This is a genomic window from Cronobacter sp. HA18006, assembly GCF_011605445.1.
GTDB lineage: Bacteria > Pseudomonadota > Gammaproteobacteria > Enterobacterales > Enterobacteriaceae > Cronobacter > Cronobacter sakazakii.
The window spans coordinates 159,751-179,379 of sequence record NZ_JAANQB010000022.1; the positions used below are offsets into that span (position 1 = coordinate 159,751).

The 19,629-nt window shown below is 56.6% G+C and carries 20 protein-coding genes; 15 read left to right on the forward strand and 5 right to left on the reverse strand.

The annotated features are described in order from the left end of the window. The first annotated feature begins 89 nt into the window (after positions 1–89). The 5 genes from G9X48_RS15395 (at position 90) to G9X48_RS15415 (ending at position 4,497) form a co-directional block, all read left to right on the forward strand. Positions 90–1,427, forward strand: coding sequence for a PTS transporter subunit EIIC (locus G9X48_RS15395; RefSeq protein ID WP_007700846.1), 1,338 nt, complete (start codon positions 90–92; stop codon positions 1,425–1,427). Positions 1,428–1,434: 7 nt separating this feature from the next. Further along, positions 1,435–2,862 (forward strand): glycoside hydrolase family 1 protein, encoded by a 1,428-nt coding sequence (locus G9X48_RS15400; RefSeq protein ID WP_097641583.1) that lies wholly within the window; start codon positions 1,435–1,437, stop codon positions 2,860–2,862. A 9-nt stretch (positions 2,863–2,871) separates the two neighbouring features. Continuing rightward, the gene (locus tag G9X48_RS15405) at positions 2,872–3,189 is read left to right on the forward strand and encodes a PTS sugar transporter subunit IIB (protein ID WP_097641571.1); all 318 of its coding nucleotides are present in this window, start codon (positions 2,872–2,874) and stop codon (positions 3,187–3,189) included. Positions 3,190–3,250: 61 nt separating this feature from the next. Beyond that, positions 3,251–4,024: an FCD domain-containing protein gene (locus G9X48_RS15410; RefSeq protein WP_004385941.1), complete on the forward strand. Its 774-nt coding sequence runs from the start codon at positions 3,251–3,253 to the stop codon at positions 4,022–4,024. Further along, the gene (locus G9X48_RS15415; protein WP_097641572.1) at positions 4,021–4,497 is read left to right on the forward strand and encodes a GNAT family N-acetyltransferase; all 477 of its coding nucleotides are present in this window, start codon (positions 4,021–4,023) and stop codon (positions 4,495–4,497) included. The genes G9X48_RS15410 and G9X48_RS15415 overlap by 4 nt, the downstream gene beginning before the upstream one ends. On the opposite strand, the gene galR is transcribed toward G9X48_RS15415, so the two are convergent. Beyond that, positions 4,458–5,474: an HTH-type transcriptional regulator GalR gene (gene galR / locus G9X48_RS15420; RefSeq protein WP_007870557.1), complete on the reverse strand. Its 1,017-nt coding sequence runs from the start codon at positions 5,472–5,474 to the stop codon at positions 4,458–4,460. The genes G9X48_RS15415 and galR overlap by 40 nt on opposite strands. A 493-nt stretch (positions 5,475–5,967) precedes the next feature. On the opposite strand from galR, the gene aas reads away from it, so the two are divergent. Together aas and lplT are read left to right on the forward strand one after the other, a co-directional pair. Further along, positions 5,968–8,127: a bifunctional acyl-ACP--phospholipid O-acyltransferase/long-chain-fatty-acid--ACP ligase gene (aas, locus tag G9X48_RS15425; RefSeq protein WP_014728131.1), complete on the forward strand. Its 2,160-nt coding sequence runs from the start codon at positions 5,968–5,970 to the stop codon at positions 8,125–8,127. After that, positions 8,120–9,313: a lysophospholipid transporter LplT gene (gene lplT, locus G9X48_RS15430; protein WP_004385946.1), complete on the forward strand. Its 1,194-nt coding sequence runs from the start codon at positions 8,120–8,122 to the stop codon at positions 9,311–9,313. Before aas ends, lplT begins: the two co-directional genes overlap by 8 nt. Before the next feature lie 50 nt (positions 9,314–9,363). On the opposite strand, the gene G9X48_RS15435 is transcribed toward lplT, so the two are convergent. The 4 genes from G9X48_RS15435 to mutH all read right to left on the reverse strand — a co-directional run bounded on the left by G9X48_RS15435 (position 9,364) and on the right by mutH (position 12,366). Further along, positions 9,364–10,404, reverse strand: a complete 1,041-nt coding sequence (locus G9X48_RS15435; protein ID WP_032971157.1) for an NADP(H)-dependent aldo-keto reductase — start codon at positions 10,402–10,404, stop codon at positions 9,364–9,366. Positions 10,405–10,540: 136 nt separating this feature from the next. After that, on the reverse strand, positions 10,541–10,759 hold the full coding sequence (locus G9X48_RS15440; protein WP_004385948.1) for a YgdI/YgdR family lipoprotein: 219 nt from the start codon (positions 10,757–10,759) through the stop codon (positions 10,541–10,543). Between the two features lie 128 nt (positions 10,760–10,887). Continuing rightward, complete coding sequence (locus tag G9X48_RS15445; RefSeq protein WP_007894426.1) at positions 10,888–11,601, reverse strand: TerC family protein; 714 nt, start codon at positions 11,599–11,601, stop codon at positions 10,888–10,890. A gap of 78 nt (positions 11,602–11,679) precedes the next feature. Beyond that, positions 11,680–12,366 carry a DNA mismatch repair endonuclease MutH gene (mutH, locus tag G9X48_RS15450; protein WP_097641573.1) on the reverse strand — a complete coding sequence of 229 codons (687 nt, stop codon included), beginning with the start codon at positions 12,364–12,366 and terminating at the stop codon, positions 11,680–11,682. Between the two features lie 683 nt (positions 12,367–13,049). Between mutH and rppH the strand changes: the two genes are divergently transcribed. From rppH to G9X48_RS15490, 8 genes are all read left to right on the forward strand, one after another. Next, complete coding sequence (gene rppH, locus G9X48_RS15455) at positions 13,050–13,583, forward strand: RNA pyrophosphohydrolase (protein WP_004385951.1); 534 nt, start codon at positions 13,050–13,052, stop codon at positions 13,581–13,583. Between the two features lie 12 nt (positions 13,584–13,595). Beyond that, positions 13,596–15,842 carry a phosphoenolpyruvate--protein phosphotransferase gene (gene ptsP, locus G9X48_RS15460; RefSeq protein WP_105629598.1) on the forward strand — a complete coding sequence of 749 codons (2,247 nt, stop codon included), beginning with the start codon at positions 13,596–13,598 and terminating at the stop codon, positions 15,840–15,842. A 164-nt stretch (positions 15,843–16,006) separates the two neighbouring features. Beyond that, the gene (gene lgt / locus G9X48_RS15465; protein ID WP_004385953.1) at positions 16,007–16,882 is read left to right on the forward strand and encodes a prolipoprotein diacylglyceryl transferase; all 876 of its coding nucleotides are present in this window, start codon (positions 16,007–16,009) and stop codon (positions 16,880–16,882) included. A 6-nt stretch (positions 16,883–16,888) separates the two neighbouring features. Then, positions 16,889–17,683 (forward strand): thymidylate synthase, encoded by a 795-nt coding sequence (gene thyA, locus G9X48_RS15470; protein ID WP_097641574.1) that lies wholly within the window; start codon positions 16,889–16,891, stop codon positions 17,681–17,683. Positions 17,684–17,863: 180 nt separating this feature from the next. Further along, positions 17,864–18,337, forward strand: coding sequence for a prepilin peptidase-dependent protein (locus tag G9X48_RS15475; protein ID WP_097641575.1), 474 nt, complete (start codon positions 17,864–17,866; stop codon positions 18,335–18,337). Continuing rightward, entirely contained in the window at positions 18,328–18,891 is a 564-nt protein-coding gene (locus tag G9X48_RS15480; protein ID WP_097641576.1) for a prepilin peptidase-dependent protein, read from the forward strand. The genes G9X48_RS15475 and G9X48_RS15480 overlap by 10 nt, the downstream gene beginning before the upstream one ends. A 17-nt stretch (positions 18,892–18,908) precedes the next feature. Further along, on the forward strand, positions 18,909–19,310 hold the full coding sequence (locus G9X48_RS15485; protein ID WP_007894440.1) for a DUF2509 family protein: 402 nt from the start codon (positions 18,909–18,911) through the stop codon (positions 19,308–19,310). Next, positions 19,295–19,627, forward strand: coding sequence for a prepilin-type N-terminal cleavage/methylation domain-containing protein (locus tag G9X48_RS15490; RefSeq protein WP_097641577.1), 333 nt, complete (start codon positions 19,295–19,297; stop codon positions 19,625–19,627). The genes G9X48_RS15485 and G9X48_RS15490 overlap by 16 nt, the downstream gene beginning before the upstream one ends. Positions 19,628–19,629 lie beyond the last annotated feature (2 nt).

A 19,629-nucleotide genomic window follows, 5' to 3' on the forward strand; every position in this document is an offset into this window, starting at 1 on the left:
GCCAGTCGATCCTATTTTTGGCATACCAAAAAAGGTGTTCAGCGGTAACCTTTCCATTAAAAAAGCCACATTCAAAGAGGGCACACCCTATGGCGTTCCAGGAAAAGTTGATCGATTCTCTGGGCAGTTTCGCGACTAAATTCAACAGTTACCGCTATATCATGGCGATCAAAGCGTCGTTTATTACGCTGATGCCGGTGATTATCGTCGGCGCGTTTTCGGTGCTGATTTCCAATATGGTGCTGGATCCGAAAAACGGGCTGGCGAGCTTTCAGGCGCTGTCGTTCCTGGCGGCGCTCAAGCCCATCACCAGCGCCATTAACTACGCGACGCTGAACTTCTTAAACATCGGCGCGGTGTTTTTGATTGGCATTGAGCTTGGACGTATCAACGGCATCAAGACGCTTTTCCCCGGCCTGCTGGCGGTGATCTGTTTTATCTGCGTGACGCCAACCACGGTCGAAATGCTGGTGGATGGCGAAATGCATGTGGTGAAAGATGTGCTGCTGCGCCAGTTCTCTGACACCCGCAGTCTGTTCCTCGGGATGTTTATCGCCATTCTCTCCGTTGAGATCTACACCTGGCTTGAGCACCGCGACGGGCTGAAAATCAAAATGCCTGATACCGTGCCGCCAAACGTCTCGGCGTCGTTTTCGGCGCTGATCCCGGCGATCATTACCACTACCGCAATCGCCACATTCGGTTTTGTGTTCCATCAGGTGACCGGCATGTATCTCTACGACGCGGTCTATCAGGTGGTGCAGCAGCCGCTGGAGCGGGTGGTGCAAAGCCTGCCGGGTATTCTGCTGCTGATGTTCGTCGCCCAGCTTTTCTGGGTTATCGGCATTCACGGTAACCAGATGATTAAGCCGATTCGCGAACCGCTGCTACTCGGCGCGATTACCGTCAACATGAGCGCGTTCGAACAGGGTAAAGAGGTGCCGAACATCATCACGATGCCGTTCTGGGATGTCTATATGAGCATCGGCGGCTCTGGGCTGACCATCGGCCTGCTGATCGCGGTGATGATCGCCACCAAACGCAAAGAGATGAAAGAGATAGCCAAGCTCTCGTTCGGCCCCGGCATTTTCAATATTAATGAACCGGTGATTTTCGGGATGCCGATTATGCTCAACCCGATCCTCGCGGTGCCGTTTATCATCACGCCGCTGGTGACCGGCACGATAGGCTATTTCGCAACGGTCATGGGCTTTGCCGGGAAAGCCGTGGTGATGGTGCCCTGGACCACGCCGCCGCTGATTAACGCTTGGCTCTCCACCGCAGGCTCAATGGGCGCGGTCGTCACGCAGCTGGTCTGCATTCTGGTCTCCATTCTTATCTATCTGCCGTTTGTGAAGATTGCGTCGCGCCGTGCCGAACAGGCGCAGGCAGAAGCCACCCGCGTTGAAACCGCGAAAAATGTATGAGGACCGCATGAGCGAAAAAACTCTCGCCATCCCGCAGGATTTCATTCTCGGCGCGGCGTCGTCCGCCTGGCAGACCGAAGGGTGGAGCGGCAAAAAACCGGGCCAGGATTCGTGGCTCGATCTCTGGTATCAAAACGATCGCCACGTCTGGCACGAGGGCTACGGCCCGGCGGGCGCGACGGATCTTATCAATCGCTACGAAGAAGATGTGGCGCTGATGAAACAGGCGGGGCTGACGCACTATCGCACGTCGATCAACTGGTCGCGCTTTTTCACCGACTATGAAAACGGTGTTGTCGATGAAGAGTACGCGGCGTATTACGACCGCTTTCTGGATGCGATCAGGGCGGCGGGCGTCGAACCGATGATCTGCCTGGAGCATTACGAGCTGCCGGGCTATCTCTTTGACACTTATGGCGGCTGGTCGTCCAAAAAGGTGGTCGAGCTGTATGTGCGCTACGCCGAAAAAGTCTTTGAGCGCTACCACCACAAAGTCTCGCGCTGGTTTACCTTTAACGAACCGATTGTGGTGCAGACGCGCGTCTATCTTGATGCGCTGCGCTGGCCCTATGAGCAGAACACCGCGACTTGGATGCAGTGGAACCACCATAAAACGCTCGCCACTGCGAAAGTGGTGCGATTGTTTCGCGAGAAGGGCTACGCGGGCAGCGTGGGGGTGATTCTGAACCCGGAAGTGACCTATCCGCGATCGCGCGCGCCGCACGATGTCAGCGCCGCCGAACGCTACGATCTCTTCTATAACCGTGTGTTTCTCGACCCGTTAGTCAAGGGTGTCTATCCGCCTGAACTTATGGAACTGCTGGGGAAACATGGCGTCACGTGGGAATACAGCGAAGAGGAGCTTGCGATTATTCGCGACAATACCGTGGATGAGCTTGGCATCAATCTTTATTACCCGCATCGCGTCAAAGCGCCGTCGCGCGCCTGGCACCCGGAGACGCCGTTCCATCCGGCGTATTACTACGAGCCGTTTGAACTGCCGGGGCGGCGAATGAACAAATCGCGCGGCTGGGAGATCTACCCGCGCATTATTTACGACATGGCGATGCGGCTTAAAAACGATTACGGCAACATCCCGTGGTTTGTGGCGGAGAGCGGAATGGGTGTCGAAAACGAAGCGCAGTTTCGCAACGCCGACGGCGTGATTGAAGATGACTACCGCATCGGGTTTATCGGCGAGCACCTGTACCAGACGCTGCTGGCGCGCGAGGCGGGAGCCAATTGCCAGGGTTATATGCTGTGGGCGTTTACCGATAACGTCTCGCCCATGAACGCATTTAAAAACCGTTACGGTCTGGTCGAAATTGACTTAGCAAACCAGCGCGCGCGGCGGCCGAAAAAATCCCTGCACTGGTACAGGCGGCTGCGCGAGTCGCGCACGCTGACGCTTACGATTGATGATGAATGGAAATAAGGACCGCTGATGAAACGTATCGTACTGTGTTGTTCCGCTGGCATGTCCACGTCGCTTGTGGTCACGAAAATGGAAAAAAATGCCGTCGAACGCGGGCTTGAACTGAACATCTACGCTATTCCCGAGCAGAATCTGCGCGATGAACTGGAACTCCACGGCGGCGATATTCAGGCGGTGCTGCTGGGGCCGCAGGTACGCTTTAAGCTTGCCGAAAATAAAAAACTCACCGACGAGCATCAGATCCCGATCGCGGTCATTGATTCTGTCGCTTATGGCACGCTTAACGGCGCGAAAGTTCTCGATCAGGCGTTATCTCTGGTAATCTAACGCGCCGCGAAGCCCGCTTGCGGCACGCGAAATTGGGTCCATTCAGAGCACAGGTGATCACGTGGAGAAGGCAGTCGTTCCGCCGGAGAAAAAGCAGTATCAGGAGATTGGTGAGGATCTGCGCGCGCAAATTATCCAGGGCCACTACCCGGTCGGCTCCCGTCTTCCGCCGGAGCGCAATATCGCCGAGAAATATGGCGTCAGCCGCACCATCGTGCGCGAGGCGCTGCTGATGCTGGAGCTACAGGGCACCGTGGATATTCGCCAGGGGTCCGGCGTCTATGTGATGCGTATTCCGGCGGAGCACGAAGCCGAAGAGGAGCGCTTTTTCTCAAGCGATATCGGCCCGTTTGAAATGCTGCAGGCGCGGCAACTGCTGGAGAGCAATATCGCGGCGTTCGCGGCGAAAATGGCCACCAAAGCGGATATCGACAACCTGCGGCGCATTCTGGAGCAGGAACAGCGCGCTATCGCCATGAATGACACCACGCAGGACAACAATAAGCTGTTTCATCTGGTGCTGGCGGGCGCGTCGCAAAACCAGATGCTGCTGGCGACGGTGGAAAGCATCTGGCACCACATGGACAGCAGCCCGCTCTGGCAGCAGCTGCGCGCCCATATCGAAACCCGCGCGCATCGCCTGAAATGGCTTGGCGATTACCAGACCATTCTCGCGGCGCTGCGTCGTCGCGACGTCATGGGGGCCTGGCAGGCGATGTGGCAGCATCTGGAAAATGTGAAAAACAGCCTGATGGAGCTGTCTGATGCCGACGCGCCCGACTTTGACGGTTATCTGTTTGAATCGGTGCCCATTTTCCAGGGAAAACTGCAATGAACATAGTGCCGCTCTATGAAGCGCCGCAACATGCGGAGCAGGTGACCGACTGGCTGTGGCAGGCGTTTGGTACATCGCTGCCGCGCGCGTTTTTTGAAAGTATCGTCACGCACAGCCAGCGGCCGGGTCAGTTGCCACTTACTTTTGTGGCGATTGATGGCGAACGAGTGCTCGGTACTGTCGGGCTGTGGCGCTGTGATTTAATCAGCCGTCAGGATCTGTTTCCGTGGCTGGCAGCGCTTTACATCGATGAGGCGCAGCGCGGCAGAGGGCTTGGCGGGGCGTTACAGCGCGCGGTGATGGACTACGCGCGCGAGCAGGGGTTTCACGAACTCTTTCTCTACTCCGCCTGCCGGGATTACTACGAGCGGTTTGGCTGGGCGTATATCGGCGACGGTCTGGACTATCCGGACCAGACCGTGCATCTGTATCGTTACGATTTATCCGGCTCGGCGGGTGCCACCACGGAGTGACGGCGCACCAGCGTCGGGGTAAAGATATTGGTGATTTCCGGCGCCGGGCGGTTATCCGCGAGCGCTAAAGCGAGTTCCGCCGCCTGGGTCGCCATCGTGACGATCGGGTAGCGGATAGTTGTCAGCCGCGGGCGCACGTAGCGCGACACCAGCACGTCATCAAACCCTATCAGCGAAATCTCCTGCGGCACCGCGATGCCGTTATCGTTCAGCACGCCCATCGCGCCCGCCGCCATCGAGTCGTTATAACAGGCCACGGCGGTAAACTGTTTTCCCTGCCCGAGCAGCTCGGTCATCGCCTGCTCGCCGCCGCTCTCGTCCGGTTCCGCCCAGGCGACCAGACGGTCGTTACACGGCAGACTGTGCTCGCGCAGCGCATCGTAGTAACCCTGCAAACGGTCCTCGGCGTCTGAAATCGCATGGTTTGAACAGAGATATCCGATGCGCGTATGGCCTTGCTGAATCAAATGGCGAGTGGCAAGCCAGGCACCGTAACGGTCATCAAGCGCCACGCAGCGTGATTCAAACCCCGGCAGAATGCGGTTAATCAGCACCATGCCTGGGATCTGTTTCATCAGCGGGATCAGGTCTTCATCAGGAATCGTTTTGGCATGTACCACCAGCGCCGCGCAGCGGTGGCGAATCAGCTGTTCAATCGCCTGGCGCTCTTTTTGCTCACTGTGGTAGCCGTTACCGATAAGCAGAAAATTCCCGGTGTGGTAGGCCACCTGTTCCACCGCTTTGACCATCGCCCCGAAGAACGGATCGGAGACATCACCTACCACCAGACCAATGGTTTCCGTGGTCTGCTGGGCCAGCGCCCGGGCATTGGCGTTAGGGTGGTAATTGAGCTGTTCCATGGCGCTCAGCACCGCCTGGCGGGAGGCGTCACTGGCTTTGGGGGAGTCGTTAATAACGCGGGAGACTGTCGCAACAGAGACTCCCGCAAGCCGCGCAACATCCTTAATAGTCGGCATTCAGTACCTTCAGGGGTAAGCGTTTACACTGCGGTAAGTGTTACGGAAAAGCGCAGTCACTTCAAGCCGAATGCCGGTCGGGCGGGCGCTTGCTCACAAAAGACCGGGAGAAAAATAAGAAGAAGACCCTGCGGATGTAACCAGAAAAAGCCAAATAATTTCAGGTAAAACCTTTAGTTACACTTTGCGATGGGCTGTTGCGATTGCTGGCTGGCGGGGAGTGTGGACGGGTTGCTACATTTGAGATCCCAGAGGTATTGATAGGTGAAGTCAGCGACTTAGCTGATCACAACACTTACACCAACCTGCGCGGATGCGCAGGTTTTTTTTTGCCTGCTTTCCGCCTCGCTATAGCCCTCCCGCTGCCTGAATCATTCACCACATTATTTATCGCGCTGGCGTGACAATTTCTCCTGTCGCCCCTGTTCGCCGAGTCGTGTAATCTGCGATAACTATACTTAACCCTCGCTAAAGGAAAACAAAGGGCGTTGATATGGTTTTAAAATTTTTTCGTTGGCTGTTCCGTTTGCTCTTTCGCATTCAGGTATACGGAGATACCGGGCCGCTGACTCAGCAGCGCGTGCTCATCACGCCAAACCACGTATCGTTTCTGGACGGCGCGCTGATGGCGCTGTTCCTGCCTGTCCGCCCGGTGTTCGCGGTCTACACTTCTATCAGCCAGCAGTGGTATATGCGCGCGCTGAAGCCGCTGATTGATTTCGTTCCGCTCGACCCGACCAAACCGATGTCGGTCAAACAGCTGGTGCGTCTGGTGGGCGAGGGGCGTCCGGTGGTGATTTTCCCGGAAGGGCGCATCTCTATCAGCGGCTCTCTGATGAAAATCTACGAAGGCGCGGGCTTTGTGGCGGCGAAATCGCAGGCCACGGTGATCCCGGTGCGTATCGAAGGCGCGGAGCTGACCTTCTTTAGCCGCCTGAAAGGGCTGGTGAAACGCCGTCTCTTCCCGCGTATTTCCATTCACATCCTGCCGCCGACCAGTATCCCGATGCCTGACGCGCCGAAAGCGCGCGACCGCCGCAAAATGGCGGGCGAAATGCTGCATCAGGTAATGATGGAAGCGCGCATGGCGGCGCGCCCGCGCGAGACGTTGTTTGAGGCGCTCATTAATGCGCAAAAGCGCTACGGCGAGAGCAAAAACTGCCTGGAAGATATCAACTTCACGCCGGACACCTACCGCAGCCTGATGATGAAAACGCTGTTTGTGGGGCGCATTCTCGATAAATACAGCGCGCCACGCGAGGCCATCGGCCTGATGTTGCCGAACGCCAGCATCAGCGCCGCGGTGATTTTCGGCGCGGTGATGCGCGGGCGAATTCCGGCGATGATGAACTACACGGCGGGCGTGCAGGGGCTGACCAGCGCCATTACGGCGGCGCAGATCAAAACCATTTTTACCTCGCGCCAGTTCCTGGATAAAGGCAAGCTCTGGCATCTGCCTGAGCAAATCACCTCTGTGCGCTGGGTCTTCCTGGAAGATCTGAAAGGCGAAGTGACGGCGAAAGACAAAGCGTGGATCTTCGCGCATCTGTTAATGCCGCGCCTCGCGCAGGTGGAGCAGCAGCCGGAAGACGCGGCGCTGATCCTCTTTACCTCAGGGTCAGAAGGCAACCCGAAAGGCGTTGTGCACAGCCACAAGAGCCTGCTCGCGAACGTGGAGCAGATCCGCACCATCGCGGATTTCACCGCCGACGATAAATTTATGTCGGCGCTGCCGCTGTTCCACTCTTTTGGTTTAACGGTCGGGCTGTTCACGCCGCTGCTGACCGGCGCGGAAGTCTTCCTCTACCCAAGCCCGCTGCATTACCGCGTGGTGCCGGAGCTGGTGTATGACCGCAACTGTACGGTGATTTTCGGCACATCCACTTTCCTTGGCCACTACGCACGCTTCGCGCATCCGTACGATTTCCACCTGGTGCGCTATGTCGTGGCCGGTGCCGAGAAGCTGCAAGAGAGCACCAAACAGATCTGGCAGGATAAATTTGGCCTGCGCATTCTGGAAGGCTACGGCGTGACCGAGTGCGCGCCGGTGGTGTCCATTAACGTGCCGATGGCGGCGAAGCCGGGCACCGTCGGGCGTATTCTGCCGGCGATGGACGCGCGGCTCGTTGAAGTGCCGGGCATTGAGCAGGGCGGACGTTTGCAGTTAAAAGGCCCGAACATCATGAAAGGCTATCTGCGCGTGGAAAACCCTGGCGTGCTGGAAGCCCCGGCGGCGGAAAATCCGCAGGGCGTCAGCGAGCCGGGCTGGTATGACACCGGCGATATCGTCGCCTTTGACGAGCAGGGCTTTGTCCAGATCCAGGGGCGCGCCAAACGCTTTGCCAAAATCGCAGGTGAAATGGTGTCGCTTGAGATGGTGGAAAGCCTGGCGCTCGCCGTCTCGCCGGAGAAAATGCACGCCACGGCGATTAAACACGATGCCGCGAAAGGCGAGGCGCTGGTGCTGTTCACCACCGACCCGGAACTGACCCGCGAAAAACTGGCGCAGCAGGCCCGCAGTAAAGGCGTGCCGGAACTCGCGGTGCCGCGTGATATCCGCTTCCTCAAGCAACTGCCGTTACTTGGCAGCGGCAAGCCGGATTTCGTGTCGCTGAAAAAACTCGTCGACCAGGAAGAGACGCATCATGCCTGATTCGCAAAGCCCGAACGGCTCGCTGTTTTCGCGGGGAATGATGGCGGTTATCGTCGCGCAGTTTCTCTCGGCGTTTGGCGATAACGCGCTGCTGTTTGCCACCCTCGCGCTGCTTAAACAGCAGTTCTACCCGGAATGGAGCCAGCCGGTGCTGCAGATGGTGTTCGTCTGCGCTTACATTCTGCTGGCGCCATTTGTAGGCCAGGTGGCGGACAGCTTCTCCAAAGGCCGGGTGATGATGGTCGCCAACGGTCTGAAGCTGCTCGGCGCGGTGGTCATCGTCTTTGGCGGCAACCCGTTTGTCGGGTATACGCTGGTGGGCGTCGGCGCGGCGGCGTATTCGCCCGCCAAGTACGGCATTCTCGGCGAAATCACCACCGGCGATCGTCTGGTGAAAGCGAACGGGCTGATGGAATCGTCGACGATCGCGGCGATCCTGATTGGCTCTATGGCAGGGGGCATGCTGGCGGACTGGCACGTGGGCGCGGCGCTTGGTGTCTGTGCGCTGGCCTACGCCGGCGCAGTTGGCGCGAACCTGTTGATCCCGAAACTGGGCGCAGCGCGGCCTGGCCAGTCGTGGCGCTTTGGCCCGATGACGCGCAGTTTCTTCACGGCCTGCCGCACGCTGTGGCATAACGACGAAACCCGCTTCTCGCTGGTCGGCACCAGTATGTTCTGGGGCGCGGGCGTGACGCTGCGTTTCTTGCTGGTGCTGTGGGTGCCGGTGGCGCTTGGCATTACCGATAACGCCACGCCGACCTACCTGAACGCGATGGTGGCGGTCGGCATTGTGGCGGGCGCGGGGGCAGCGGCGAAGCTGGTGACGCTGGAGCGTGTGTCGCGCTGTATGCCGGCGGGCATTCTGATTGGCGTTGCGGTTATCTTCTTCTCCCTGCAGCAGGCGGCGCTGCCCGCTTATCTGTTGCTGCTGCTGATAGGTTTTTTCGGCGGGTTCTTCGTGGTGCCGCTCAATGCGCTGTTGCAGGAGCGCGGCAAGCGCTCCGTTGGCGCGGGCAACGCGATTGCGGTGCAAAACCTCGGCGAAAATACCGCGATGCTGCTGATGCTGGGGCTCTATTCGCTGGCGGTGAAACTCTCGCTGCCGGTGGTGGGAATTGGCGTCGGCTTCGGGGCGATTTTCGCGCTGGCCATCGCTGGCCTGTGGCTGTGGCGACGTAAACAATAAAAAAAGACCCGCTCCGGCGGGTCTTTTTGTATCACCAGTAAGCACCGCGCTTACGGTGCCGGGTAGGTATAGACCTGATGCACTGCTTCCAGCTCCGCCAGCACGTCTTCACTGAGCGTCAGATGCAGGCTTTCGACGTTGGTTTTCAGCTGTTCCATCGTCGTGGCACCGAGCAGCGTGCTCGCCACAAACGGCTGCTGGCGCACAAACGCCAGCGCCATCTGCGCCGGATCCAGCCCGTGGCGCTTCGCCACCTCAACATACGCCGCCACCGCTTTTTGCGACTGCTCGCTGCTGTAGCGCGTAAAGCGGCTGAAAAGCGTATTGCGCGCGCCTGCGGGTTTCGCGCCGTTCAGGTATTTGCCGGTCAACGTGCCGAACGCCAGCGCGGAATAGGCCAGTAGCTCCACGCCCTCAAACTGGCTCACTTCGGCAAGCCCTACCTCAAAACTACGGTTCAGCAGGCTGTACGGGTTCTGGATGGTGACGATGCGCGGCAGATCGTGTTTATCCGCCAGATGCAGATAGCGCATTACGCCAAAAGCCGTTTCATTCGAGACGCCGATATAGCGGATTTTCCCCGCGCGCTGGAATTCCGCGAGCGCTTCCAGGGTTTCCAGCAGCGTGACGACCGGCGCGCTGTCGGTCCAGGTGTAGCCGAGCTTGCCAAAGCAGTTGGTCGGGCGCTGCGGCCAGTGCACCTGGTAGAGATCGAGATAATCGGTCTGTAAACGCTTCAGGCTGGCGTCGAGCGCGTCGCGGATATTTTTGCGATCCAGCGCCTGATTGGGGCGAATGCCGCTGTCGTTGTTGCGGCTCGGTCCGCTGACTTTGGAGGCGATCACCAGCTTTTCGCGATTGGCGCGTTTTTTCAGCCAGTTGCCAACATAGGTTTCCGTCAGGCCCTGCGTTTCCGGGCGCGGAGGCACGGGATACATTTCGGCGACATCAATCAGGTTTATGCCCTGGCTTACGGCGTAATCGAGCTGTTCGTGGGCGTCGGCCTCGCTGTTTTGTTCACCAAAGGTCATGGTTCCCAGCCCCAGCGTGCTGACTTCAAGTGAGCTATGAGGAATACGGTGATAATGCATAGCCGGCCTACCTTCTGTTGTTCAGTCCGCGTCAGGCCATTCCTGACAAAGGAATATAAACATGGCAGAGGGGAGACAAAAGGAAAAGAGGCAAGGGAGAAAAAACCAAAAGGTCAGCGTGACGCTGACCTTTTATTTAACGCTCAATGATTTGCGAAACCTGATCGCGGTTTATCTGCATCTCGTTACCCTGTGGGTCGCGATAACTGACCAGACCGGTTTCGTCATCAACCTGCGGTTTGCCTTCAGTCAGGATCATCCGGCCATCTTTGGTCGCCATGACGTAATCACTGCTACAGCCTGAAACCGCGAAGGCCAATCCGACGGCAGAAATTGCTACAGCCCATTTATTCATTGTTTTTCGCCTCATCAGGAAGGGGTCCACGTAGAGTCTAGTAAAAAGCAGCGAGGCGGCGCGAAAAAGCAGCAAATTCTTAAAAGTTCAGGGGAATAAACAAAAACGCTCCCGAAGGAGCGTTCTGATTACAGCGGTCTTTTCTTGTTGCGCAGCAGATTGAGGCTTTCCACGGCGATGGAGAAAAACATCGCGAAGTAAATGTAGCCTTTCGGCACGTGAATATCGAAGCTCTCCAGCATCAGGGTAAAACCCACCAGGATCAGGAACGAAAGCGCCAGCATTTTCACGGACGGATGGCGCTCGACAAACTCGCCGATAGGGCGCGCGGCGAACATCATCACGCCCACAGCAATCACCACCGCCGCCATCATAATAAACAGATGATCGGAGAGACCCACCGCGGTGATAACCGAATCCAGACTGAAGATAATATCCAGCAGCATGATCTGAATAATGGCGCCGAAGAAAGAGTGCACGTTGGTTTTCAGGCCTTCTTCTTCGCCTTCGATAGTCTCGTGGATCTCTTTACTGGCTTTCCAGATAAGGAACAGACCACCCAGCAGCAGGATCAGATCCCGCATCGAGATCGCTTGATCGAAAACGGTAAACAGCGGATTAGTGAGCTTCACGACCCAGGCGATCGACGCCAGAAGCGCGAGGCGCATAATCATCGCCGCGCCGAGGCCCATTTTGCGCGCCAGCGCCTGCTGAGATTTCGGCAGTTTCGCCACGACCAGAGAGAGAAAAATAATATTGTCGATCCCAAGCACAATCTCCAGCAGCGTCAGCGTACCGAGTGCCAGCCAGGCGTTGGGATCCGTTATCCATGCAAACCACATTCAAAAAAGTCCTGCTCAAAGAAACAAAACGCTAATTATATGCGTCGGGGGAGGGCTGTTGACAAAATTTTAAGGGATTCATAACAAAAAATGGCGCGCCAGCAGGGCGGCGGTAAAGTTTTTCTTCAGATAAAAGCCGCGCGGCAGCGTCATTATCGGCTCGCCATGTACGCCGAACGCGGGCGTCAGCGCTTTGCTGTTGGCGGCTTTTGGACGCAGCTGCAACACCTCGCCGTGTCGCGCGGTGATGCGCTCTACCTGACCTAACACAATCAAGTCCATTAACTCTTCCCAGTCACGACGTAGCTGATCGTCTTCCTGCGGCGACGGGCTCCAGAGCAACGGCGCGCCAACGCGGCGCTCTGCCAGCGGGATTTCGCGCTCGCCTTCTACCGGCACCCACAGTACGCGTTTGAGCTTGTGGCGCACGTGACTGGTTTCCCACGTCACGCCGGTATTGCCGGTAAGCGGAGCGACGCACACAAACGTCGTCTCAAGCGGGCGGCCCTGGCTGTCGATGGGGATCGTTTTCAGCTCCACGCCAAGCGCTGCGAAATCCTGCTCGGGTTTACTGCCTGCGCTCGCGCCAAGCCAGCGCTCCAGCAGCACGCCGATCCAGCCCTTATCACGACGCAAATCGGTGGGCGTTTCGAGGCCTGCCAGCGCCGCCAGTTCGCCAAGCGTCAGCCCCGCCAACTGCTGCGCCTGATGCAGCAGCTGTGCTTCATCGACGGGCGGTTGAACAAGAGGAGCAAGGGAAGTCATAATGATTACCTTCTGTTTAAAAAATGAACAGCAAAATGCCTGCTTGTGGAAAGAGTTTACCTGCTTGTGAGCAAGCAATTCAATTACATGATTTTAAATGATTTTTATGAAAAAGAAGGATTTCTCAGGCGTCAGAAATAAAGGTTGTTCAAATCTGGTCACCGACAATAAACAGGATCTTACACCAGTTTATCCACAGAAAAATGGGATAACTGTGTAAATCCCTCACTACTGTTTCGATTTACAGCCTTGACGGACGGGGAAAAACGCCTTTTTCAACAAATTGTGACTAAGTTATTGGCATAATCTGTGGATAAAAACGACGCTGGTCGATCTTTCGTCAGAGTAAGGATCGTGAGTGTGATGATCGTCACACTGAGCGGTGAATATCACGTTTTTTTTAGTTTAATTGTTTGAATAGCAATGCAATTTTCTCTATAAGAATAATCCCTGGTTTTGGGTTGCTTTGGGTTTTCCCTGGGAAATAAGACACTTCTTCACAAAGATATCCACAGAAAAAGTGAATAAAAGCGGGTCTTAACCGCTTCCCCTGTTTATAACCCCGCATATTTTTGTGAGTTATTCAAATGTTATTCCTGTTCACAGCGGCTAACAGAGTGGTTTACCGTCAATGAGGAGTATGAAACAATCGTTACTATCCAGGTTTATTTTGAGGTAGTCCGGTGATCGATGATGATGGCTACCGCCCGAATGTTGGTATCGTGATCTGTAATCGTCAGGGACAGGTAATGTGGGCCAGGCGTTTTGGTCAGCACTCCTGGCAATTTCCGCAAGGGGGTATTAATCCTGGCGAGTCGGCGGAGCAGGCGATGTACCGCGAGCTTTTCGAAGAGGTCGGTTTACAACGAAAAGATGTGCGCATCCTTGCGACTACCCGAAACTGGTTACGTTACAAATTACCAAAACGTTTGGTGCGTTGGGACACAAAGCCGGTATGTATCGGCCAGAAACAAAAGTGGTTTCTTCTGCAGTTAATGAGCAACGACGCCGATATCAACATGCAAACCAGCAGTACGCCAGAATTTGACGGCTGGCGGTGGGTAAGCTTCTGGTATCCGGTGCGCCAGGTGGTCTCTTTCAAGCGCGATGTCTATCGTCGGGTGATGAAAGAGTTCGCAAGCGTTGTGATGCCGTTGCAGGAGAGCGCGCCACCGCAGCGTAATCCTTCGCCTGCCTGGCGACGTAAAAGAGGTTAAGCCACGCAAATTATGCTCACCCGGTTGCGAGAAATAGTCGAGAAAGTGGCCAGCGCCCCGCGCCTCAACGAGGCGCTGGATATTCTCGTTACGGATATCTGTCTTGCGATGGATACCGATGTTTGTTCGGTTTATCTCGCCGATCACGACCGGCGTTGCTATTACCTGATGGCAACGCGTGGGCTGAAAAAACCGCGCGGGCGCACCGTAACGCTGGCCTTTGATGAAGGTATCGTCGGCCTGGTCGGGCGCCTCGCCGAGCCGATTAACCTTGCCGATGCGCAAAAACACCCCAGCTTTAAATACATTCCCTCTGTGCGTGAAGAACGTTTTCGCGCTTTTCTCGGCGTGCCGATTATTCAGCGCCGCCAGCTGCTTGGCGTTTTAGTCGTCCAGCAGCGCGAGCTGCGCCAGTATGACGAGAGCGAAGAATCCTTCCTGGTGACGCTCGCCACCCAGATGGCGGCGATTTTGTCGCAGTCTCAGCTGACTGCGCTGTTTGGCCAGTATCGTCAGACGCGTATCCGCGCGCTGCCGGCCTCGCCGGGCGTGGCGATCGCGCCGGGCTGGATGGACGCCACACTGCCGTTGATGGAGCAGGTCTACGAAGCCTCGACGCTCGATACCGGGCTTGAGCGCGAACGCCTGACCACCGCGCTTGAAGAAGCCGCTGGCGAATTCCGCCGCTACAGCAAACGTTTTGCCGCAGGCGCGCAAAAAGAGACGGCGGCGATTTTCGATCTCTATTCCCACCTGTTGTCCGACGCGCGGCTGCGTCGTGAGCTTTACGACGAGGTGGATAAAGGCTCGGTCGCCGAGTGGGCGGTCAAAAAGGTTATCGAGAAATTCGCTGAACAATTTGCCGCGCTGACCGATGGTTATCTGAAAGAGCGCGCGGGCGATCTGCGCACGCTCGGGCAGCGGTTGCTGTTCCATCTCGACGATAATATTCAGAGCCCGAACACCTGGCCTGAGCGTTTTGTGCTGGTGGCGGATGAGCTTTCCGCCACAACGCTCGCCGAGCTGCCCCAGGACAGGCTGATGGGCGTCGTCGTGCGTGACGGGGCCGCCAACTCCCATGCCGCTATTATGGTGCGCGCGATGGGCATTCCAACCGTGATGGGCGCGGATATTCAGCCTTCTGTGCTGCATCATCGTATGCTGGTGGTCGATGGTTATCGCGGCGAACTGCTGGTCGACCCGAGCCCGGTGCTGCTTCATGAATATCAGCGGCTCCTCAGCGAAGAAAATGAACTTAGCCGGATTGCCGAAGATTATGTCGAACAGCCCGCCTGCCTGAAGAGCGGCGAACGGGTGCAGGTCATGCTCAATGCGGGTTTGAGCCCGGAGCATGAAGAAAAACTCGGCAGTCGTATCGACGGCATTGGTCTTTATCGCACCGAAATCCCGTTTATGCTGCAAAGCGGTTTTCCGTCCGAAGAAGAGCAGGTAGCGCAGTACCAGGGCATGTTGCAGATGTTTAACGACAAGCCAGTGACGCTGCGCACGCTTGATGTCGGCGCGGATAAACAGCTGCCCTATATGCCCATCAGCGAGGAAAACCCTTGCCTTGGCTGGCGCGGGATACGCATCACACTCGATCAGCCGGAGATCTTTTTGATCCAGGTGCGCGCCATGTTGCGTGCCAATGCTGCAACGGGCAATCTCAGCATCCTCTTACCGATGATCACGAGCATCGACGAAGTGGACGAAGCGCGTCGGCTTATCGACAGAGCTGGCCGCGAAATGGAAGAGATGCTCGACTATGAAATCCCTAAACCGCGGCTGGGCATTATGGTGGAAGTCCCGTCGATGCTGTTTATGCTGCCTCACCTGGCAAGCCGCGTTGACTTTATTTCCGTCGGCACCAATGACCTCACCCAATATCTGCTGGCGGTAGACCGCAATAACACGCGCGTCGCCAGTCTCTATGACAGCCTGCATCCGGCGATGCTGCGCGCGCTGAAAATGATCGCCCTTGAGGCGCAACGCCTCGGCATCGATCTCTGCCTGTGCGGCGAAATGGCGGGCGACCCGATGTGCGTCGCGCTGCTGGTTGGCATGGGCTATCACCATCTCTCGATGAACGGCCGCTCGGTCGCGCGCGTGAAGTATCTGCTTAGACATATCACGCTGGAAGAGGCCGAGACGCTCAGCGCGCGCAGCCTCGAATCGCAATCAGCCACAGAAGTGCGTCACCAGGTGGCGGCGTTTATGGAGCGTCGCGGCATGGGCGGTCTCATTCGCGGCGGCCTGTAACACTGCTATAACCGGTTGTGCTCTTACATATCTTTTACAACTTCCTGCCCTCGCCCACGCCAGGCTTTATGCTATGATCCGCAGCCTCAGGAGCGTCCGGAAAAGGGCGCAGCATCTCACCCGCTGTCCACTTTCAGCGGGATAACAACAGGTTTTGGTGACAGATGAATAGTGGCTATCTGCATTTTCCCGATTTTGATCCGGTAATCTTCTCTCTTGGACCGGTTTCGCTTCACTGGTACGGGCTGATGTATCTTGTGGGCTTTGTGTTCGCCATGTGGCTCGCCGTTCGTCGCGCTAATCGTCCTGGCAGCGGCTGGACAAAAAACGAAGTGGAAAACCTGCTGTATGCGGGCTTTCTCGGCGTCTTCCTTGGCGGGCGTATCGGTTATGTGCTGTTTTACAATCTGCCGCTCTTCCTCGAAAACCCACTCTATTTGTTCCGCGTCTGGGATGGCGGGATGTCCTTCCATGGCGGACTCATCGGCGTAATCTGCGTGATGATCTGGTTTGCGAAGCGCACCAAACGTAACTTCTTCCAGGTCTCCGATTTTATCGCGCCGCTGATCCCCTTCGGGCTTGGCGCGGGCCGTCTGGGTAACTTTATTAATGGCGAGCTGTGGGGCCGTGTCGATCCGGGCTTCCCGTATGCCATGCTTTTCCCCGGTTCGCGCAGCGAAGATATCGGCCTGCTGGCCTCGCATCCGGAATGGCAATCGCTGTTTAACACTTACGGTGTGCTGCCCCGCCATCCGTCGCAGCTTTATGAGCTGTTCCTCGAAGGCATCGTGCTGTTTATCATTCTGAATCTGTTTATCCGTAAACCGCGTCCGATGGGGGCGGTCTCCGGCCTGTTTCTGATTGGTTACGGCGCATTCCGTATTATTGTTGAATTTTTCCGTCAGCCGGACGCGCAGTTTACCGGCGAGTGGGTGCAGTACATTAGCATGGGGCAAATCCTCTCCATTCCGATGATCGTCGCAGGCGCAGCCATGATGATCTGGGCTTATCGCCGCCGCCCACAGCAGCAACTTTCGTGAGACGCCATGAAACAGTATCTTGAACTGATGAACAAAGTGCTCCATGAGGGAGCACAAAAAGATGATCGTACCGGCACCGGGACGCTTTCGATTTTTGGCCACCAGATGCGTTTTAACCTGCAGGAAGGTTTTCCGCTGGTTACGACTAAACGTTGTCATTTGCGCTCCATCATCCATGAGCTGCTCTGGTTTCTGAAAGGCGACACTAATGTCGCTTATTTACATGAAAATAACGTCACCATCTGGGACGAGTGGGCAGATGAAAACGGCGATCTGGGCCCGGTATACGGCAAACAGTGGCGCTCATGGGCGACATCCGATGGCCGCCATATCGACCAGCTGGAAACCGTCCTGAACCAGCTGAAAAACGATCCAGACTCGCGCCGTATCATTGTTTCTGCCTGGAACGTCGGTGAGCTGGATAAAATGGCGCTGGCGCCTTGCCACGCGTTTTTCCAGTTCTACGTAGCGAACGGCAAGCTCTCTTGTCAGCTCTACCAGCGCTCCTGCGATGTGTTCCTTGGCCTGCCATTTAACATCGCCAGCTACGCGCTGCTGGTGCATATGATGGCGCAGCAGTGTAACCTTGAGCCCGGCGATTTCGTCTGGACGGGCGGCGATACGCACCTCTACAGCAATCACCTGGAGCAGGCGCGTTTGCAGCTCACACGCGAGCCTCGTCCGCTGCCGAAGCTGGTTATCAAGCGTAAGCCGGAATCGCTCTTTGATTACCGGTTCGAAGATTTCGAAATCGAAGGCTACGATCCTCACCCGGCCATCAAAGCGCCCGTCGCGATTTAATGCTTACCCTGCCATAACCGACGCACTTCCGCGTCGGTTTTTTTATTCCTGTTATTCATTCTTCGGCACATTTTCCAGCGCTTATGCAAGCACATGCAAACGAGCCGATTTCTTTCGAGATGTCTTCCGGTTTCGCGGATTACCGCTGGTCACGTTTACTGGCAGTGGCACACTTGCGCCATGAACCGAAAACAGCAGGGCTATAGCCTGATTGAAGTGATGGTGGTGCTGGTGATTATTATCAGCATGAGCGCGGCGGGCGTGTATGGCTGGCAGCGCTGGCAAAACCAGCAACGTTTATGGCAGACCGCGCAGCAAACGCGTGATTTTCTTGAGGCACTCAGGGAGGAGGCGAACTGGAGTAATGTTGACTACAAACTCTGGGTAAATCGTGGTTCGCAGGGATGGTGCATGGGCACACAGACGAGCAGCGAGCAGACGTGTCGTAAAGGAGCAAAGGATCAGTTTTCACCACCGTGGCCGGAAGTAGAGATCGCTGAAATGACGCCCGGGCTGGCCTTCTTTGGATTACGCAATACAGCCTGGCCAGGACACATCATTTTACGTAGCCCCGTTGGGGAGTGGCGCATCATTATTTCGGTCTGGGGGCGGATCCGGCTATGCGAGCCAGGAGAAGAGACATCATGCGTGTAAAGGAGAAAGGATTCTCTCTGCTTGAGGTGCTGATTGCGCTTGGCATAAGCAGCGTATTGTTAACCGGAGCCGCAAGGCTGCTTCCCGCGTTGCAGCTCGGCATACTGCGTCAGGCGCAACAAACGCTCTTGCAAGAAGAGCTCTGGCAGCTGGCATTTACGGTGGGCAAACAGATACAGCGAGCCGGTTACTGCTATGGCGGTTGTGATAGCCGCGCACTGCAACTCAATAGCGACGGCAGCTGTTTGCTGGTGCAGTGGGATGCGAACAGCAATGGCCATTTCGAGAGCGCGCCTTCATCCGAAGCTGAGCAAACGGGGTATCGCCTGCGCGACGGTAGCCTTGAGACACTAAGGGGCGCTACATCCTGCGAGGGGAAAGGGTGGGAGAAAATGACGAATCCCGCCATGGTGCGCATCGACAAATTTCAGGTGCAAGAAAAACGGCGGCCCGGCTTCTCTCCGCTATTTACCGTGGCGTTGCGCGCAACAATGCTCCGCTACCACGGCGATCCGGTGGCTGTGGAGCATAGCGTCAGTGGGTTTAACTTATGAGCGCCAGAGAGAAGGGCATGTCGACCATTGCTATGGTTCTGGCTTTGTTGCTGCTGGGCAGTCTGATGTTAGGTGGGCTTCAGCAGCAACTGGACAGCCGTTTTGGCCGCGCGGCAAACGAAAGTGCGGCGATTAAAGCGTTTAACGCGGCGCTTTCAGCGCTGGCATTGTCGCAAAGCCAACGCTGGGTGTTTACACCACAGTGGCAATGCCAGACGTTGCCTGAAGTCAAAGGACGGGCTTGCGTCAGGCAGATGCAAACATATCTGCTGGTCGCAGCAGAGGGCGCGGATGAGAATGCCGTGCCCCTCACGCTCTGGCGCTGGGCGCAGCCTGACGGTGATCGCCTGCGTTTTATGCCGCATGGCTGGAGCGACTTCTGTCCGCTCACGGAGGCGAAGCAATGCCAGTTACCTTAGCTCGCCAGCGTCAGGCCGGGTTTAGCTTGCCCGAAGTGTTGGTGTCTCTGGTTTTGTTCATCGTCATCATCGGGGCGTTAACGGGGTATTACCAGGTACTGGCGCAAGGGTTTCTTAATCAGTGGCACTATCGGGAGCTCTGGCGTTTTGCGAGTCAGCAGGCAGAAATCAACCCGCCACCTTTGCCTGAAGGCTGGAAAGCGACGCGGGTGGAGACTTCCGTAGCGGGATGTGTCAGCATTTCGGTTATTGTGTCGAGCCCTGGGGGCAGGCAAGGGCAGTTAAGACGTTTACATTGCCCCTCTGAAAAGCAGTAGTC

Coding starts and splice junctions, on each gene's coding strand:
- G9X48_RS15395 (WP_007700846.1), top strand. CDS start 90: ATGGCGTTCCAGGAAAAGTTGATCGATTCTCTGGGCAGTTTCGCGACT.
- G9X48_RS15400 (WP_097641583.1), top strand. CDS start 1,435: ATGAGCGAAAAAACTCTCGCCATCCCGCAGGATTTCATTCTCGGCGCG.
- G9X48_RS15405 (WP_097641571.1), top strand. CDS start 2,872: ATGAAACGTATCGTACTGTGTTGTTCCGCTGGCATGTCCACGTCGCTT.
- G9X48_RS15415 (WP_097641572.1), top strand. CDS start 4,021: ATGAACATAGTGCCGCTCTATGAAGCGCCGCAACATGCGGAGCAGGTG.
- galR (WP_007870557.1), bottom strand. CDS start 5,474: ATGCCGACTATTAAGGATGTTGCGCGGCTTGCGGGAGTCTCTGTTGCG.
- aas (WP_014728131.1), top strand. CDS start 5,968: ATGGTTTTAAAATTTTTTCGTTGGCTGTTCCGTTTGCTCTTTCGCATT.
- lplT (WP_004385946.1), top strand. CDS start 8,120: ATGCCTGATTCGCAAAGCCCGAACGGCTCGCTGTTTTCGCGGGGAATG.
- G9X48_RS15435 (WP_032971157.1), bottom strand. CDS start 10,404: ATGCATTATCACCGTATTCCTCATAGCTCACTTGAAGTCAGCACGCTG.
- G9X48_RS15440 (WP_004385948.1), bottom strand. CDS start 10,759: ATGAATAAATGGGCTGTAGCAATTTCTGCCGTCGGATTGGCCTTCGCG.
- G9X48_RS15445 (WP_007894426.1), bottom strand. CDS start 11,601: ATGTGGTTTGCATGGATAACGGATCCCAACGCCTGGCTGGCACTCGGT.
- mutH (WP_097641573.1), bottom strand. CDS start 12,366: ATGACTTCCCTTGCTCCTCTTGTTCAACCGCCCGTCGATGAAGCACAG.
- ptsP (WP_105629598.1), top strand. CDS start 13,596: ATGCTCACCCGGTTGCGAGAAATAGTCGAGAAAGTGGCCAGCGCCCCG.
- lgt (WP_004385953.1), top strand. CDS start 16,007: ATGAATAGTGGCTATCTGCATTTTCCCGATTTTGATCCGGTAATCTTC.
- thyA (WP_097641574.1), top strand. CDS start 16,889: ATGAAACAGTATCTTGAACTGATGAACAAAGTGCTCCATGAGGGAGCA.
- G9X48_RS15475 (WP_097641575.1), top strand. CDS start 17,864: ATGAACCGAAAACAGCAGGGCTATAGCCTGATTGAAGTGATGGTGGTG.
- G9X48_RS15480 (WP_097641576.1), top strand. CDS start 18,328: ATGCGTGTAAAGGAGAAAGGATTCTCTCTGCTTGAGGTGCTGATTGCG.
- G9X48_RS15485 (WP_007894440.1), top strand. CDS start 18,909: ATGTCGACCATTGCTATGGTTCTGGCTTTGTTGCTGCTGGGCAGTCTG.
- G9X48_RS15490 (WP_097641577.1), top strand. CDS start 19,295: ATGCCAGTTACCTTAGCTCGCCAGCGTCAGGCCGGGTTTAGCTTGCCC.